Annotated in this window: 12 protein-coding genes; 4 read left to right on the plus strand and 8 right to left on the minus strand. The window is 65.6% G+C overall.

Going from position 1 to position 14,834, the window contains the following annotated elements; genetic code table 11:
- Nucleotides 1-120: 120 nt before the first annotated feature.
- Nucleotides 121-894, minus strand: a complete 774-nt coding sequence (locus GV832_RS04225; protein WP_168773587.1) for an efflux RND transporter periplasmic adaptor subunit — start codon at nucleotides 892-894, stop codon at nucleotides 121-123.
- 137 nt (nucleotides 895-1,031) lie between these two features.
- On the opposite strand from GV832_RS04225, the gene GV832_RS04230 reads away from it, so the two are divergent.
- Nucleotides 1,032-1,760 (plus strand): SapC family protein, encoded by a 729-nt coding sequence (locus GV832_RS04230; protein ID WP_168773588.1) that lies wholly within the window; start codon nucleotides 1,032-1,034, stop codon nucleotides 1,758-1,760.
- 18 nt (nucleotides 1,761-1,778) lie between these two features.
- On the opposite strand, the gene GV832_RS04235 is transcribed toward GV832_RS04230, so the two are convergent.
- Nucleotides 1,779-3,044: a PP2C family protein-serine/threonine phosphatase gene (locus GV832_RS04235; protein WP_227754231.1), complete on the minus strand. Its 1,266-nt coding sequence runs from the start codon at nucleotides 3,042-3,044 to the stop codon at nucleotides 1,779-1,781.
- 172 nt (nucleotides 3,045-3,216) lie between these two features.
- Here GV832_RS04235 and GV832_RS04240 point away from each other — a divergent pair, with 172 nt between their 5' ends.
- Nucleotides 3,217-3,561, plus strand: a complete 345-nt coding sequence (locus tag GV832_RS04240; protein WP_168773590.1) for an Hpt domain-containing protein — start codon at nucleotides 3,217-3,219, stop codon at nucleotides 3,559-3,561.
- Nucleotides 3,562-3,619: 58 nt separating this feature from the next.
- Nucleotides 3,620-4,849, plus strand: coding sequence for an argininosuccinate synthase (locus GV832_RS04245; RefSeq protein ID WP_168773591.1), 1,230 nt, complete (start codon nucleotides 3,620-3,622; stop codon nucleotides 4,847-4,849).
- Nucleotides 4,850-4,909: 60 nt separating this feature from the next.
- Here GV832_RS04245 and GV832_RS04250 read toward each other — a convergent pair whose 3' ends face one another.
- From GV832_RS04250 to GV832_RS04265, 4 genes are all read right to left on the minus strand, one after another.
- The gene (locus tag GV832_RS04250; protein ID WP_227754215.1) at nucleotides 4,910-6,772 is read right to left on the minus strand and encodes a calcium-binding protein; all 1,863 of its coding nucleotides are present in this window, start codon (nucleotides 6,770-6,772) and stop codon (nucleotides 4,910-4,912) included.
- 76 nt (nucleotides 6,773-6,848) lie between these two features.
- On the minus strand, nucleotides 6,849-7,562 hold the full coding sequence (locus GV832_RS04255; protein WP_494338078.1) for a sulfotransferase-like domain-containing protein: 714 nt from the start codon (nucleotides 7,560-7,562) through the stop codon (nucleotides 6,849-6,851).
- Between the two features lie 96 nt (nucleotides 7,563-7,658).
- The gene (locus GV832_RS04260; protein WP_168773592.1) at nucleotides 7,659-8,555 is read right to left on the minus strand and encodes a D-amino acid aminotransferase; all 897 of its coding nucleotides are present in this window, start codon (nucleotides 8,553-8,555) and stop codon (nucleotides 7,659-7,661) included.
- 6 nt (nucleotides 8,556-8,561) lie between these two features.
- Nucleotides 8,562-10,310: a glycosyltransferase family 61 protein gene (locus GV832_RS04265; protein WP_168773593.1), complete on the minus strand. Its 1,749-nt coding sequence runs from the start codon at nucleotides 10,308-10,310 to the stop codon at nucleotides 8,562-8,564.
- 118 nt (nucleotides 10,311-10,428) lie between these two features.
- Between GV832_RS04265 and mutS the strand changes: the two genes are divergently transcribed.
- A complete protein-coding gene (gene mutS / locus GV832_RS04270) occupies nucleotides 10,429-13,023 on the plus strand; it encodes a DNA mismatch repair protein MutS (protein WP_168773594.1) in 2,595 nt (864 codons plus the stop codon).
- Nucleotides 13,024-13,121: 98 nt separating this feature from the next.
- Here mutS and GV832_RS04275 read toward each other — a convergent pair whose 3' ends face one another.
- The gene (locus GV832_RS04275; RefSeq protein ID WP_168773595.1) at nucleotides 13,122-13,655 is read right to left on the minus strand and encodes a nucleotide exchange factor GrpE; all 534 of its coding nucleotides are present in this window, start codon (nucleotides 13,653-13,655) and stop codon (nucleotides 13,122-13,124) included.
- 17 nt (nucleotides 13,656-13,672) lie between these two features.
- A complete protein-coding gene (hrcA, locus tag GV832_RS04280; protein ID WP_168773596.1) occupies nucleotides 13,673-14,737 on the minus strand; it encodes a heat-inducible transcriptional repressor HrcA in 1,065 nt (354 codons plus the stop codon).
- Between the last annotated feature and the right edge of the window lie 97 nt (nucleotides 14,738-14,834).

Genomic DNA, 14,834 nt, shown 5'->3' on the forward strand with positions numbered 1-14,834 from the left:
AAAAAATGACCCGAAAACAGGTCGGTAAATGAAATGGACCCCGCGAAAGGCGAGGTGGTTGCCAGAAGCCTAGCTCGAAGACCGATTCTGGGCAAGTTTTATTGAGGTTTCATTAACCAATCAGCCCGTCGGCAGGTCCAGCGCGCAGCGAAAACCGGCGGTGATCTTGCCCTCGGGATTGGGCAGTTCCAGGCGGATCCGGAAGGTCCCCGAGGCGGCATCGACGAAGCCATCGACCACCGAGACCTCGGCCGAGACGCGCAGATCGGCGGGGCTTTGCAAGATCACCTCCAACCGGTCGCCCCGCTTCACGCGGCCAAAGGCGGTGTCCGGCGCGATGACCTCGACATGCAGGGGATCGAGCCGGGCGACGCGAAAGACCGGCTGACGGTCGACGAACTCGCCCTGCTCGGCCAGGCGGTCGACGATGACGCCGTCGATCGGGCTGTAAAGCCGCCGCTGATCCAGAAGCGCGGCATTGCGCTCGATCTCCAGCGCGGCGGCGGCTTGGGTCTCTTGCCGGTCGCGGAGCTCGTTGGCGGCCTGGTCGCGCTCCAGCCGGGCGAGGTCGGCATCGGCCTGGGGCGCAAGGCCCTTGTCGGCCAGGGACTGCACCCGCTCCAGGCTTTTCGTTGCCGCCTCCAGCCGGGCCTGGGCCGCGTCGATGGCCGCATGGGCCCCGGCGCGCTCTTGGGCGAATTTCAGCGCGACCTCTTCGACCGTGGTGTCCAGCCGGGCCAGCATGTCGCCCTTGTGGACGACCGAACCGCGATCCCCCGCCGCTTCGGCGATCAGGCCGGGCACGGCGAAGACCAGGTCGACCTGGGCGCTTGGGGTCACGAGGCAATCCACGACCTCGGCCCGGGCGCCCGAGGCCAGAACGCAGAATGCCACGACCCATGCCCCTTGTCTCACAGCCGCCCCCAATGCCTTGCCCAAAACCTTTCAGGAGGATTGACAACAAAATCCGATTCCGCAAGCCTTGGCGCCAGTGCTTTCGTTATTCCATTTTGACATCCCCTGGAGGAGCCATGACCAAACAACTTCTGTTCTACGAGCTGGTGACGCCGATTTCCCTGTCGCGCCATGCCGACTGGTCTGTCGCGCCGATCACCGATTTCAGCTTTGCCGCCGCGACGAACTCCGTCCCGGTGACGATCCCCGAGTTCCTTCTGGCCGCGCAGGAATATCCCATCGTCTTCACCCTGGACGGCGAAGAGGCCGTGCCGGTCGCCATCCTGGGCTTCGACAAGGACGCAGGGCTTTTCGTCAATGACAAGGGCTGGGATGCGCGCTATGTGCCCGCCTTCGTCCGCCGCTATCCCTTTGTTTTCTCGTCCTCCGAGGATGGGCAGACCTATACTTTGTGCATCGACGAGGCCTGCACGGCCATCGACCGCAGCGGCGCCAAGGGCGAGAAGCTTTTCGACAATGGCGAGCGCACGGCTTACCTGTCGCGGATGCTGGATTTCGTGAACGCCTACCAGACCGAGCACCAGCGGACGCGCGCCTTCGGCAGGCTTCTGGCGGGCCTGGGTGTGCTGGAGCCGCATGAGGCGCGGGTGACCCGTCCGGGCGGCGGGCAATCGGCGCTTTCGGGCTTCCACGTGGTGAACCGCGAGAAGCTGCGGGAACTGCCGGCCGATAAGCTGGCCGAACTGGTCAAGACCGATGCGGCCGAGCTGATCTATCTGCACCTGCAGTCCATGGCCAACTTCGAGAAGCTGGTGGCGCGGCTGCCTGCGGCGGAAGCGGCCTGAACAGGGCCAAGGCCGGGTTTAGACCGGGCCCGTATACTCGAAGAGAAGACAGGACACGTCATCGGGAAAATCCTGTCCGCCCGTATGGTCGGACAGGTCCCACATCAGGGATTCCAGAAGCTCGTTGCCCTGCAAGCCCGCGGAACCACGCAGGATTTTCGCCAGACCCTCTTCGCCAAGGTCGCCCGTCGGGCCTGGGCATTCGGTCACGCCATCCGACACGAGGAAAAGCCGGTCGCCGGGCAAAAGCACCGAAGAGACGGTCTGGTAATCCGCCCCCGGGATCAGACCAATCGGCATCCCGCCATTCCCCAGCCGGTCCACCGCCCCCGTGCGCCGCAGGATCAAGGGATGGGGATGGCCCGCCTGGACCAGGTGCAGCTCGCCCGAAATCAGGTCGATCTCGGCATAGGCCAGGGTGAAATACTGCTCGACCTGCACATCCTCCAGCATCATGCGGTTGAGCCGGGTTGCGACCTCATCCGGGGGGAAGGCGTCGCGGGCACCTTCGGATGTCAGGGTCAGGGCGATGTTCTGATCCGGCGCGCCCGAGGACAAAAGCCCCGCCAGCCGCGCCGTCATCATGGCACTGGCGACGCCATGGCCGGAAACATCCACCGAAAACAAGGCGATGCGGCGTTCGTCGATGATGAAGGACCCGGCAAGGTCGCCCCCCACATGGCCCGAGGGCTGGATCATCAGCCAGGCTTTGCCAAGGCCGAAGTCGATATAGCGGTCGCGCACCAGCGACTGTTGCAGCTTGCGCGCCTCGATCAGGTCGCGGTCGAGCGAATCATAGAGCTTCTGGATCTGGCCCAGCGTGGTCGAGACAAGTTGGTTCTTGAAGATCAGCTCGTTCTGCATCGAAACGATTCGCTGCCCCGCCCGCAGCCGCGCCCGCAGCTCGTCGGAATTGACCGGCTTGGACAGGAAATCGTCGGCCCCATTCTCCAGCCCATCCGCCACCTCGGCTTTTTCGGATTTCGAGGTCAGGAGGATGAAATAGCCATAGCTTTCATGCGGCAGGGCGCGGAAGGCCTGGCAGAATTCAAGCCCCGTCATGCCGGTCATCACCCAGTCCGACAGGACGATGTCGAACTTTTCGCTGCGGCAGAACTCCAGCGCGGCCTCACCCGACTCGGCCTCGGTCACCAGGTAACCCCAGCGTTCGAGCTGCATCGTCAGGATGCGGCGCTGCGCCCGGCTGTCGTCGACGACCAGGACGCGCACCGGGCTGGCCGGGGCGTCAAGGGACGAATCGTCTGCTTTGGTCGGCGAGGGCATCATCAACAAGGGCCTGATTTCGGAGCGGTTTTACCCGGTTCAGACCCTGTTCTCCCCCAGCGCGGGTTAAGGCGTGGTGAAGACTAAAACTCTCGCGAACCCGGGGCGGATTAACGCGCTGTTCATACGCGGCTGGCACGATGTCCCTGGGTGAAGTGAATGGGGTAGGACCATGACTGACGATCGGTTGATCGACTGGGCGCGTGTGCGCGAATTGCGCTATGAAATCGGCGAAGATGGCTTTGAAGAGGTCGTCGGCCTCTTCCTGGACGAGGCGGATGAGACCGTCGCGCGGCTGTCTCCCGATGTGGGCGCCAAGAAATTCGCCGCCGACCTGCATTACCTGAAGGGGGCGGCGCTGAACCTGGGCTTCCAGGCCCTGGCCGCCTGCTGCCAGGACGGCGAAAGGCGGGCCAACCAGGGTGACCTTTCGGTCGATCTTGACCTTCTGCGGTCCACCTATGCCGAAAGCCGGGCAAGATTCCTTGGCGGACAGGAAGAAGCCTTCGCAGCCTGACTTGTGACGCGGCGCCAAAGGGATTATTCCCGCCCGGAACCCTTTGCCGGAGCGTCCCATGTCCTTCAAGCCGAAGAAAGTCGTCCTTGCCTATTCGGGCGGGCTCGATACGTCCATCATCCTGAAATGGCTGCAGACCGAATATGGCTGCGAGGTGGTGACCTTTACCGCCGACCTCGGCCAGGGCGAAGAGCTGGAGCCGGCGCGGCAGAAGGCGATCCTGATGGGGATCGAGGAGAAGAACATCCATATCGTCGACGTGCGCGAGGAATTCGTGCGCGACTTCGTCTTCCCGATGTTCCGGGCGAATGCGCTTTACGAGGGGCTCTACCTGCTGGGCACTTCGATTGCGCGGCCCCTGATCTCGCAGCACCTGGTGCGCATCGCGCATGAGACCGGGGCCGACGCGGTCGCCCATGGCGCGACGGGCAAGGGCAACGACCAGGTGCGGTTCGAGCTTTCCGCCGCCGCCCTGGACCCCGCGATCAAGGTCATCGCGCCCTGGCGCCTGTGGGACCTGACCTCGCGCACCAAGCTTCTGGAGTTCGCCGAGGCGAACCAGATCCCGATCGCCAAGGACAAGCGCGGCGAAGCGCCTTTCAGCGTCGATGCGAACCTGCTGCACACCTCCTCCGAAGGCAAAGTGCTGGAGAACCCGGCGGAAGAGGCGCCGGAGTTCGTCTATCAGCGCGTGACGCCGGTCGAACAGGCTCCGAACACGCCGGAATATGTCGAGATCACCTTCGAGAAGGGCGATGCGGTCGCGATCAATGGTGAGGCCCTGTCGCCCGCCACGATCCTCGCCCGTCTGAACGAGATCGGCGGCAAGCACGGCGTGGGTCTGTTGGACCTGGTGGAAAACCGCTTCGTCGGGATGAAGTCGCGCGGGCTCTATGAGACCCCCGGCGGCACGATCCTCCTGGAGGCTCACCGTGGCATCGAGCAGATCACGCTGGACAGCGGCGCGGGTCACCTGAAGGACTCGATCATGCCGCGCTATGCCGAGCTGATCTACAACGGCTTCTGGTTCAGCCCCGAGCGTGAGGCGCTGCAGGCGCTGATCGACAAGACGCAGGAACATGTCTCGGGCACGGTGCGGGTCAAGCTCTACAAGGGCTCGGCGCGGACGGTGGCGCGGTGGTCCGATGCCAGCCTCTATAGCGAAAAGCACGTGACCTTCGAGGAAGACGCCGGCGCCTATGACCAGAAGGACGCCGAGGGCTTCATCCGCCTGAACGCGCTGCGGCTGAAGCTGGTGGCAACGCGCAACGCGCGGGTCAAGAAGTAGCCCACTCCGCAAGACCAAAGGCGCCCCGGGCTTGACTTGGGGCGCCTCTTGTTTCGGGCCTCAGATGAACTGCAAATCGCCCGCGACGAGGGCGGTGAAGTTCAGCAGCGTGATCTGCTCGCCCCCCGCAAAGGTCAGGACGGTATTGCCCCCCACCACGGCAGCATGGGCGGTCAGGACTTCGGCCGCCGTCAGCTCGCCCTCGGCCAGCCAAAGCGCGTGATCCAGCCGCAGGAAGTCATCAGCGGCGAAGTCGATGGCGCGGTCGAGGCCACCACCCCGGCGCAGGATGAAGACATCGGCCCCCGCACCGCCTCCGAGCGTGTCGTTGCCCGCGCCGCCGTCCAGCCTGTCGCCATCGAGCCCGCCGTAAAGCTGATCCGCCGCCGCCCCGCCGCGCAGGACATCGCGCCCGGCCTCCCCGCGCAGGAAGTCCGACCCTTCGCCGCCCGAGATCCCGTCCGCCCCGTCACCGCCGAAGAAGGAATCCGCCCCCGCCCCGCCCGAGAGCATGTCATTGCCGCCGCCTCCGGTCAGGGTGTCATTGCCCGCCCCGCCATAGATCGCGTCATTGCCGAGTTTCCCGTCGATGAGGTCATTGCCCGCAAGCCCCGCGATGGCGTCATGCGTGCCCGTGCCATTGATCGCATCCGAGCCGCCGGTCGGCTGCAAGCCTCCGCTGGTGGACGAGAGCGTCAGGGTCACGGCATGCAGCGTGTCGCTGATGCCGTTGACCGGATTGGCGCCGAGATCGGTATAGGTCAGGATCACCCGCCCGTCGTTGAAGGCGGTCAGATGCGGGTCGGTCTGGTCTCCGGCGAGCGCGTTGCCCTGGATGATGACCGTGGTTCCCAGTTGCTGGGCATCGGAATCGAAATGCGCGGCCAGGATATCCAGACCATTCGCGCCCTGTGTCACCCAGGCGACAACGAAGGTCCCGTCCTGCAGCGCCACGACGTCGTAATCCGGCTTGCCGGTGTTCAGCGTGATGGCGCTGTTCAGCGTGGCGGTTCCGATCTGCGCGCCCCAGGCGGTGAAGCTTTGCAGCACGAGGCGCGAGGCGGCGGCGCCATTCGGGACAAGGGCCGTCAGAAGGAAGCCGCCCTGGGTAAAGGCCTCGGGGTCGGTCGGGCTGTAAAGGCCGGGGTTGGTGGCGGTCACCCGCACATCCTTGGCGAGCGCGCCAAGCAGCGTGCCGAAGAAAACCGGCTCCACCAGGCCGGGGATGCCGACCGGGGCGCCGTTGACCGAGGAATCCGACAGCCGCAGGATCGCCGTCCCGTTTGCCGTCTTGCCCGAGATGACGAGATTGCCTCCGGCCAGCTGGGTGACGGCGGTGATCTCGGCATAGCCCGCGGCGTCGAGGTCGTCGATCAGGCCATCGACCTGGCCCGTCGGGTCATAGACCGTGACGGTATTCCCGTTGGAAATCGCGGCCACAGAGCCATTTGACAGGCCGGTGATGAAGTTCTTCGTCTCGGCCGCGCCAGGCTGATCGGGATCGAGATCGACCGAGGTCACCGGGCCGTTGCCATAGTCGACCGGGACGACATTCCCCGCTCCGTCATAGCGGACCATGAAAGTGTCGGTGTCGCTGAAGGAGGTCCCCCAGGTGAGCGTGGAGTCGTAGGAGATCACGAAGCCGCCCCCTGCGAGGGGGGCCACCCTGGGATTGGCCTGGACACCGGGAGAGAAGAGGTTGACCTGGATCGCCTCTCCGACCGCGGTGCCGTCGGCGTTGTAGATCCGGGCGAAGATCGCGCCATCGGTGTCGGCGATGCCCTCGACCGGGCGGCCCAGGACCTCTTGCCAGACGACGACATAGCGGCCGTCGGTCAGGGTGGTGATGTCGGTGCTGCGGCCGGTCGCGTCCAGGCCGAGGGATTCAATGAGGAATGTGCTGCTTTGGGCGGAAATCGACATGGCCTGCTCGTTTTTATTGTTTCTGGGGCGGACGATATCCGCTGGCCTTGGCCTGTCAAGAAAACCGCCCCTCGGGTCAGACGAATTTCCTCAGGGCCTCGTAATGCGGCAACGCCTGGTCGCAGAGGCGTTGCAGGTTGGGAGGGAGGTCGGGCAGCGGGCCCTCGGGGTCGCCGAAGCCGGTGGAGGCATGGACGGCGTTGTACCAATGCGGCGCCCAGGCGCCGTCGAAGGGTTTCGGGCCCGCGGGCCAGGAGAGCATCTTTTCGGTGAAAGGGATGTTCAGCCGGGCGCAGAGGCGGGAGAGGGTTTCGCGCGGGGTGGCGCGGATATCGGCGCTGTCGACGACCGGGGGGGTCTGGCCGGTCATTTGGGCCACTTGGTCGAAGAGCTCGGATTGCTGGGTGAAGCCGATGTCGGAGAGCGTCGGGGATTCGCGCTTTTGGGCATAGGAGGCGATGACCCGGGCGGGGTGGCGGATCAGGAAGGCGTTGGTGAGGTGCTTGAGGAAGCCCCGGTCGAAGCTGGGGATCATGTGGAGCGTCATGTGTTTTTGGTAAAACAGGCTCTGTGATGGCGATTTCATGCAGAGGGCGGCGACGCGGGCCGGGTCGGGCTCTCCGGCTGCGATGACCTCTGGGGCCATTGGGTGGGGGAGTTTCGTGGCCTGAAGATAGGTGGCGTAGAAGGGTTCATCCCAGACGGCGCAGTCTCCGCGCGCCGCGAAGGCGTAGAGCATGGCGGTGGAGAGGTTGCGCGGGCCGCTCCACATGGCGATTATTTGGGTCATGGTGGTCCTTGGTGGCTGAGCGCCGGGGGTTTCACACCCCCGGACCCCCGTGGGATATTTATGAAAAGATGAAAGGGATGGGGGCGTGCTTGCGGGTCATGCGCCGACCAATTGCTTGTAGAGCGCGCGGATCTTTTCGGTCATGGGGCCGAGTTGGCCGGTGCCGATGGTCCTGCCGTCGATCATGCCGACCGGGGTTTGGGCGCCGAAAGTGCCGGTCAGGAAGGCCTCATCCGCCGAATAGGTTTCGACGAGGGAGAAGTTCTTTTCCTTCACGGTTATGCCGTTGGCGCGGCAGAGGTCGATGACCTTCTGGCGGGTGATGCCGTTCATGCAGTAGTCGCCGGTGGAGGTCCAGACCTCTCCCTTCCTCACGATGAAGAAGTTGCAGGCATTGGTCGTGTTCACGAAGCCATGGATGTCGAGCATCAGCGCCTCATCCGCGCCGGCTTTTTCGGCGGCAATGCAGGCCAGGATGCAGTTGAGTTTCGAGTGGGAGTTCAACTTGGGGTCCTGGGTCATCGGCAGGCCGCGCAGGTGGGGCACGGTGGCGAGGCGGATGGGCCTTGGGAGCTTTTGGCGCGAGTGTTCCATGATGATCGTCATGGTCGGGCCTTGTTGCGAGAGCCTGGGGTTCTGGAAGGGGCGGGTCTTCACCCCCCGCGTCACCATCAGGCGGGCATGGGCGTCGGTCACCATGCCATTGGCCGCTTGCGTGTCTGTGACGGCCTTTTTGACCTCTTTCTTGGTGCGGGCGATGTCGAGGTCGATGGCCTTGGCGGCCTCGAAGAGGCGGTCGATATGTTCGTCGAGGAAGGTCCATTTCCCGTTGTAGAGGCGAATGCCCTCCCAGACGCCGTCGCCCAGCATGAAGCCCGAGTCATAGACCGAGACCAGGGCCTGGGCCTTGGGGACGATCTTGCCGTTCAGCCAGATCAGGATTTCCTCGTTGCGGGCGTCTTCTTCGGCCTGGTGGGTGGATACTTCGGTCATTGGTCCTCAAGCCGTCTGGGCGATGTCGGGGTTGTAGAAGTCGCGAACCCAGGGGCGGGCGCGGGAGAAGGCCTCGAAACGGTCGGGGAAGCCGTCGTGCAGGGTGGCGAGCAGCGTTCCGACCAGCTCGCCCTGGTTCATCGCCCGGGCGCACCAGAGCATGCGGATCAGCACGGCCCAATCGCTGGGATCGGCGCGATAGGCGCAGTAGAGAGCGGCCAGGGTCTGGGCCCTGTCGCCCTGGTGGTCGGCCAAGTCGGCCATGGCCAGGGACAGGCCGGTGTGACCCTCGGCCAGGTGCTTATGTGTCTCGAACAAGGCCCGGGCGCGGTCATATTCGCCAAGTTGCATCAGGGTCTGACCCAGGATTTGGACCTCGGCGGCGGTCTGGAACTCGGGGATCTGGTCCAGAAGCGCCACCACGACGGACATGACGCGGGCGAGGCCCAGGCGCGAGAGATGGACGGGGACGATGCCGTCCTCGGAGAAGAGGGGCTCGCGGGTCGGGTCCTCGGCGTCGAAATCGGCGAAGAAGGTCAGGTAGCGGCAGCCGGATACGGCGGCCAGGGGCCAGAAGTCGCTCCAGCGGTATTGCGCGGTTTGCAGGGTGCCAAGCTCGATGACGGTGGCGTCGGGCGGGGCGAAGAGCATGTTGGTGAAACCGGCGCCGTGGTAGGAGATCATCATCTCGGCCCCCGCCATCAGGGCGATCTGGTCCAGGGGCGCCAGACGCTCGAAGGCCACGGATTCGAAGCCGAAAAGGCGGAGCATGTCGAGGATCTCGTCCTCTCCCTTCATCCGCCGGTCGCGGGCTTCGCCTTCGCGGGTGACCCAGAAGCGCTTGGGCAGGTGGGAGGTGTCGCGGCCCTGGATCGCCTTCAGCGCCCGGGCGCGGAGCTTGAAGAGCGAGGAGTCGACCGCATGGCCTGCGAGGATGGCGTGGGAGGCGCGGGTGGCGCGGCGGCCCTTCCAGGCGCCGACCGGGGGGAATTCGTGTTCGAAAGCGTCAAGTTCGGCGTTGGAGAACTGGTAGAGCGAGGCGGTGAAGTTGTAGGGCACGACGACCGCGTCGTGATGTGCGGGGCTGCGGTCGAAGATCACGCGGGGGGAGAGTTCGGGGAAGAGGGCCTCGACGAAGGCGCGGGTGAAGGCGCGGGTCTTGTCCTCGTTGTTCGGGAAATGCAGGTAGATCGGGCCCTTGAGGCCGGTCTCCTCGACCAGGCAGAGCTGGCACAGGCTTTCGGTCAGGAAGTGGTAGTAGTTGAAGGTGTTGCGGCACTCGATGGCGATGGGGGTCTCGGGGGGGAGGGTCGGCGCCAGGGTCAGCTGGCGGGGGCCGGGGACGGCTTGCAGGCGGGTGAAGTGATCGGCCAGGGTCGTGTCGCCCTCGGGGTCGACCTCTTCGTTCTCCCAGACATAGCGGTTCAAGAGCCTCAGGCCCGCTGCGCCCGAGATCAGGCAGCGGTCGCCTTGGGTGACCCAGGACTTGCGGAACCAGACATCGGTCAGATGGACCGGGACGGTCGCGGTTTCCAGCGCGCGGGTGAACATGCGGTCGCGCTTGGTGGCGGAAAGGGTGGCGGTGATGCGCTCGGCGATGGACGGGTGTTCGGAGGCCACGAAGCCATGGATGCGGCCGGCGGGGATCGACCGCCAGAGGAACTTTGGCTGACGCAGGACATGGAAGCCGGGGGCGTGGAACGGGTCGAGGATCAGGTCCTCGGGGGGCAGGTCGAAGTGGATCTGGTTCTGCATGGACGCGCCCGATTGTTTCCGGGGCGAGAATAGCAAAGGAGGCGGGGCTTACCAGTGGCTTGACGGGTTCCCTTTTCGCCTTGGCGGTGGTTTTGTGACCGGATAAGGGGAGGGGCCCATGTCCGACGACGTCACGCCGATGATGGCGCAATATCTGGAGATCAAGGGGCAGCATCCGGGGGCTTTGCTCTTCTACCGGATGGGGGATTTCTACGAGATGTTCTTCCAGGACGCGGTCCTGGCCTCGGAGGCTTTGGACATTGCCCTGACCAAGCGGGGGACACACCAGGGGGCTCCCATCCAGATGTGCGGCGTGCCGGTGCATAGCGCGGAAGGCTACCTGCTGGCGCTGATCCGCAAGGGGTTTCGGGTCGCGATTGCCGAGCAGATGGAGGACCCGGCGGAAGCGAAGAAGCGCGGCTACAAGGCGGTCGTGAAGCGCGATGTCGTGCGGCTGGTGACGCCGGGGACTTTGACCGAGGACACTTTGCTGGAGGCGCGGCGGGCGAATTACCTTTGCGCTTTTGCCGAGGTTCGGGAGGAGGGCGCGCTGGCCTGGGCGGATATCTCGACCGGTGAGTTTCGGGTGATGACTTGCCCGGGGGCGCGGCTCGGGGCGGAGCTGGCGCGGTTGGGGCCTCGGGAAGTGCTGGTCAGTGAGGCGCGGGAGGCGACCTGGCGCGAGGTTGTCGAGGAGGCGGGGGCTCAGGTTACGGCCTTGGGGCGGGGGTCGTTTGATTCCTCGGGCTCGGAGGCGCGGGTGGCGCGGCTCTATGGCGTGGCGGGGTTGGCTTCGTTCGGGGCTTTCACGCGGGCCGAGGTTTCGGCCATGGGGGCTTTGGTCGATTACCTGGAGTTGACGCAGCGGGGGAAGCTGCCGCTGTTGCGGGCGCCTGTGCGGGAGGCTTCTGGCGGCACGGTCCAGATGGATGGGGCGACGCGGCGGAACCTGGAGCTGACGCAGGCCCTGTCGGGCGGGCGGGAGGGGTCGCTGCTGTCGGTGATCGACCGGACGGTGACCTCGGCCGGGGCGCGGCTGTTGGAGGCGCGGTTGGGCTCTCCGTCGCGGGATGTGGCGGTGGTGCGGGAACGGCTGGGGCGGGTGGCCTGGGTGATCGAGGGCGACCGGCACGGGCTGCGTGACGCTTTGCGGATGGTGCCGGATATGGACCGGGCGCTGTCTCGGCTGGCACTGGAGCGCGGGGGGCCTCGGGACCTGGCGGCGGTGCGGGCTGGGCTAGTGGGGGCGGCGCGGGTGGCTGCGCTGGTCGCAGGGGGGCCTTTGTTTGACGAGGCTTTGTTGGGACATGAGGAGCTGGTGGGGCTCTTGGAGGCGGCCCTGGTGGCGGAGCCGCCTTTGCTCGCACGGGATGGGGGGTTCGTGGCGGAGGGGTTTCATGCCGAGCTCGACCAGACGCGGCGGCTGCGCGATGAGGGGCGCGGGGTTGTCGGCGAGATGCAGGCGGAGTTTGTCGCCGAGACCGGGATCGGAAGCCTGAAGATCAAGCATAACAACGTCTTGGGCTATTTCATCGAGACGACGACGACGCATGAGGCCACGATGCGGGGAAATCCGCGCTTCATCCATCGGCAGACGACGGCGAACCAGGTCAGGTTCTCGACCGTGGAGCTCTCGGAGCTGGAGACGCGGATTTTGAACGCCGGGAACCTGGCCTTGGAGATCGAGAAGGGGATCTTTGAGCGGCTGCGGGCGGCGGTGCTGGAGCGGGCAGCGCAGGTGGCGGCGGCGGCGCGGGCCCTGGCGGAGATCGACCTGGCGGCGGGGCTGGCAGAGCTGGCGGTTAGCGAGGACTGGGTGGCGCCGCAGATCGAGGAGAGCCGGGCCTTTGTCGTGGAGGGTGGGCGGCATCCGGTGGTGGAGGCGGCTTTGCGGCGGCAGGGGGTGGCCTTTGTGCCGAATGATTGCGGGCTGACGCAGGCGGGGGTTCCGGCGATCTGGCTGATCACCGGGCCGAACATGGGGGGGAAATCGACCTTCCTTCGGCAGAATGCGCTGATCGCTCTGTTGGCGCAGATGGGGAGCTATGTTCCGGCGCGGAGGGCGGTGATTGGGGTCGTGGGGCAGATTTTCAGCCGCGTGGGGGCGGCGGATGACCTGGCGCGGGGGCGGTCGACCTTCATGGTCGAAATGGTCGAGACGGCGGCGATCCTGAACCAGGCGGATGAAAGCGCCCTGGTGATTTTGGACGAGATCGGGCGGGGGACGGCGACTTGGGACGGGTTGTCGATCGCCTGGGCAGTCTTGGAGAACTTGCAGGCGGTGAACCGGTGTCGGGCGCTTTTCGCGACGCATTACCATGAGCTGACGGCTTTGGCGGGGAAGCTTCAGGGCGTGCGGAATGCGACTTTGGCGGTCAGGGAGTGGGAGGGCGAGGTCGTCTTCCTGCATGAGGTCAAGGAAGGCGCTGCGGATCGGAGTTACGGCGTCCAGGTGGCGCGGTTGGCAGGGCTGCCCATGGCGGTGGTGGAGCGGGCCAAGGTCGTGCTGGAGGCCTTGGAGAAGGGCGACCGGGAGCGGCCCTCGAAAGCCTTGATCGACGATCTGCCGCTGTTCCGGGCGGTGGCGGAGGCTCCGAAACCCGTGGCGAAGGAGAGCCAGGTGGAGAAGCGGTTGAAGGAGGTCAGCGCGGATGAGCTTTCGCCGCGAGAGGCATTGGCGCTGATCTATGAGTTGAAGGGTTTGGCGGGGTGACCCGGGGTATACCCCGGGCTACGCCTTTGCCGAGAGAGCTTTGATGCGGCAGCGGGCGCTCTGGGTCCGCTGCGTAGCTCGGGGTATACCCCGAGGCTTTAGCCGGTGAAGGACGAGACGCCGACTTGCGCGGGGCGCAGGAGGCGGTCGTGGAGCATGAAGCCTTCGGTCATCACCTGGATGATCTGGCCGGCCTTGGTGCCGGGGAGGGGGGCTTCGAACATCGCCTCCATGCACTGCGCGTCGAAGAGGTCGCCGGGCTTGGCCTCGATCGGCTTGACGCCGTGCTTGGACATGACGGCGGTCAGCTCCTTGAGCGTCAGTTCGACGCCCTCAAGCAGGGCGGCATTGGCGGCGCGCTGTTCGTCGGTGACGGCAGCAAGGGCGCGGCGCAGGTTGTCGAAGACCGGCAGGAGGTCGCGGGCGAGGCGGGTGGAGCCGTAGTTCTCGGCCTCGCGGCGGTCGCGGTCGGCGCGCTTGCGGGAGTTCTCGGCATCGGCCAGGGCGCGCATGTAGCGGTCGCGGAGCTCGTCACGCTCGGCCTTCAAAGCCTCGATCTCACCGTCCTGGGCGAGGAATTGTTCCAGTTCCTTGTCAAAGGTCTCGGTTTGCGCTGCGGTCTCTTCAGCCATGGTTCTTCCCTTCTGTGTCAGCCCTTGGCCCTTTCGGAGACCAGCCGCCCGATGAGCTGGGCGGTGAAGTCCACGATGGGGACGATCCGGCCATAGTTGAGCCGGGTCGGGCCGATGACGCCTATGGCGCCGATGATCTTACGGTCGGCGTTCATATAGGGAGAAACGACCAAAGTGGAACCCGAAAGTGAGAAGAGTTTGTTCTCGGAACCGATAAAAATGCGCACACCCTCGCCGGTCTCGGTCATTTCGAGGAAATCGGCGATGTCGCGCTTCTTTTCCAGGTCGTCGAAGAGGATGCGGATGCGGTCGAGGTCGACCTCGGGCGCATTGGGCAGGAGATTCGCCTGACCCCGGACGATGAGACGCTCGCCGCGCTCGCCGGGGTTTTCCCAGAGCGCGAGGCCGGATTCGACCATGGTGCGGGCGAGGCTGTCGATTTCCTGGCGGCGATTGGCGATCTCGGCGGCAATCAGGGGGCGGAGTTCGGAGAGGCGGCGGCCCTCGGCGATGGCGTTCAGGAAGTTGGCGGCTTCGCGGAGGGAGGAAGGGGTTTGGCCCGGCGGCGGGGTGAAGACGCGGTTCTCGACATGGCCATCGGCGAAGACCAGGACGGTGAGGGCGCGGTCGGGGCCGAGCGAGACGAACTCGATATGGCGGAGCGCGGTTTCCTGCTTGGGCGCCAGGACGAGGGAGGCGGAGCCGGTGATGTGGCTGAGCGCGCCGCCGACCTGGTCGAGGAGAGTTGTGACCTCGGTTTCCTCCTGGGGGAGGGCGGATTCGATGCGGGAGCGGTCCTGGGCGTCGATCTCTCCGACCTCGAGCAGGCTGTCGACGAAGAGGCGCAGGCCCACCTGGGTCGGGATGCGGCCGGCGGAGATATGGGGGCTGTCGAGCAGGCCCAGGAACTCCAGGTCCTGCATCGTGTTGCGGATCGTCGCGGCGGAGAGCTTTTCGCTCATCGCGCGGGTCAGGGTGCGTGAGCCCACCGGGTCGCCGTTCGACAGGTAGGATTCGACGACGCGGCGGAAGACCTCACGGGAACGGTCGTTCAGCTCGGAGAGTGGGGGCTTCGGGATCATGGGGGGAATGTAGGGACGGAAGGGGCCCCGCGTCAATCTTGACGCAAGACTCATCGCACCGTCAATCAGGGTTGCGTGAAGGGGGCGGGCGGGCGTA

It is taken from the genome of Stagnihabitans tardus (assembly GCF_009925085.1).
Taxonomy (GTDB): Bacteria; Pseudomonadota; Alphaproteobacteria; order Rhodobacterales; family Rhodobacteraceae; genus Stagnihabitans; species Stagnihabitans tardus.

What these genes read in the sequence shown, in the direction of transcription:
- GV832_RS04230 (WP_168773588.1), top strand. Translation starts at nt 1,032, where the DNA reads ATGACCAAACAACTTCTGTTCTACGAGCTGGTGACGCCGATTTCCCTG.
- GV832_RS04255 (WP_494338078.1), bottom strand. Translation starts at nt 7,562, where the DNA reads ATGACCCAAATAATCGCCATGTGGAGCGGCCCGCGCAACCTCTCCACC.
- GV832_RS04260 (WP_168773592.1), bottom strand. Translation starts at nt 8,555, where the DNA reads ATGACCGAAGTATCCACCCACCAGGCCGAAGAAGACGCCCGCAACGAG.
- GV832_RS04245 (WP_168773591.1), top strand. Translation starts at nt 3,620, where the DNA reads ATGTCCTTCAAGCCGAAGAAAGTCGTCCTTGCCTATTCGGGCGGGCTC.
- hrcA (WP_168773596.1), bottom strand. Translation starts at nt 14,737, where the DNA reads ATGATCCCGAAGCCCCCACTCTCCGAGCTGAACGACCGTTCCCGTGAG.
- GV832_RS04275 (WP_168773595.1), bottom strand. Translation starts at nt 13,655, where the DNA reads ATGGCTGAAGAGACCGCAGCGCAAACCGAGACCTTTGACAAGGAACTG.
- GV832_RS04240 (WP_168773590.1), top strand. Translation starts at nt 3,217, where the DNA reads ATGACTGACGATCGGTTGATCGACTGGGCGCGTGTGCGCGAATTGCGC.
- GV832_RS04250 (WP_227754215.1), bottom strand. Translation starts at nt 6,772, where the DNA reads ATGTCGATTTCCGCCCAAAGCAGCACATTCCTCATTGAATCCCTCGGC.
- mutS (WP_168773594.1), top strand. Translation starts at nt 10,429, where the DNA reads ATGTCCGACGACGTCACGCCGATGATGGCGCAATATCTGGAGATCAAG.
- GV832_RS04265 (WP_168773593.1), bottom strand. Translation starts at nt 10,310, where the DNA reads ATGCAGAACCAGATCCACTTCGACCTGCCCCCCGAGGACCTGATCCTC.
- GV832_RS04235 (WP_227754231.1), bottom strand. Translation starts at nt 3,044, where the DNA reads ATGCCCTCGCCGACCAAAGCAGACGATTCGTCCCTTGACGCCCCGGCC.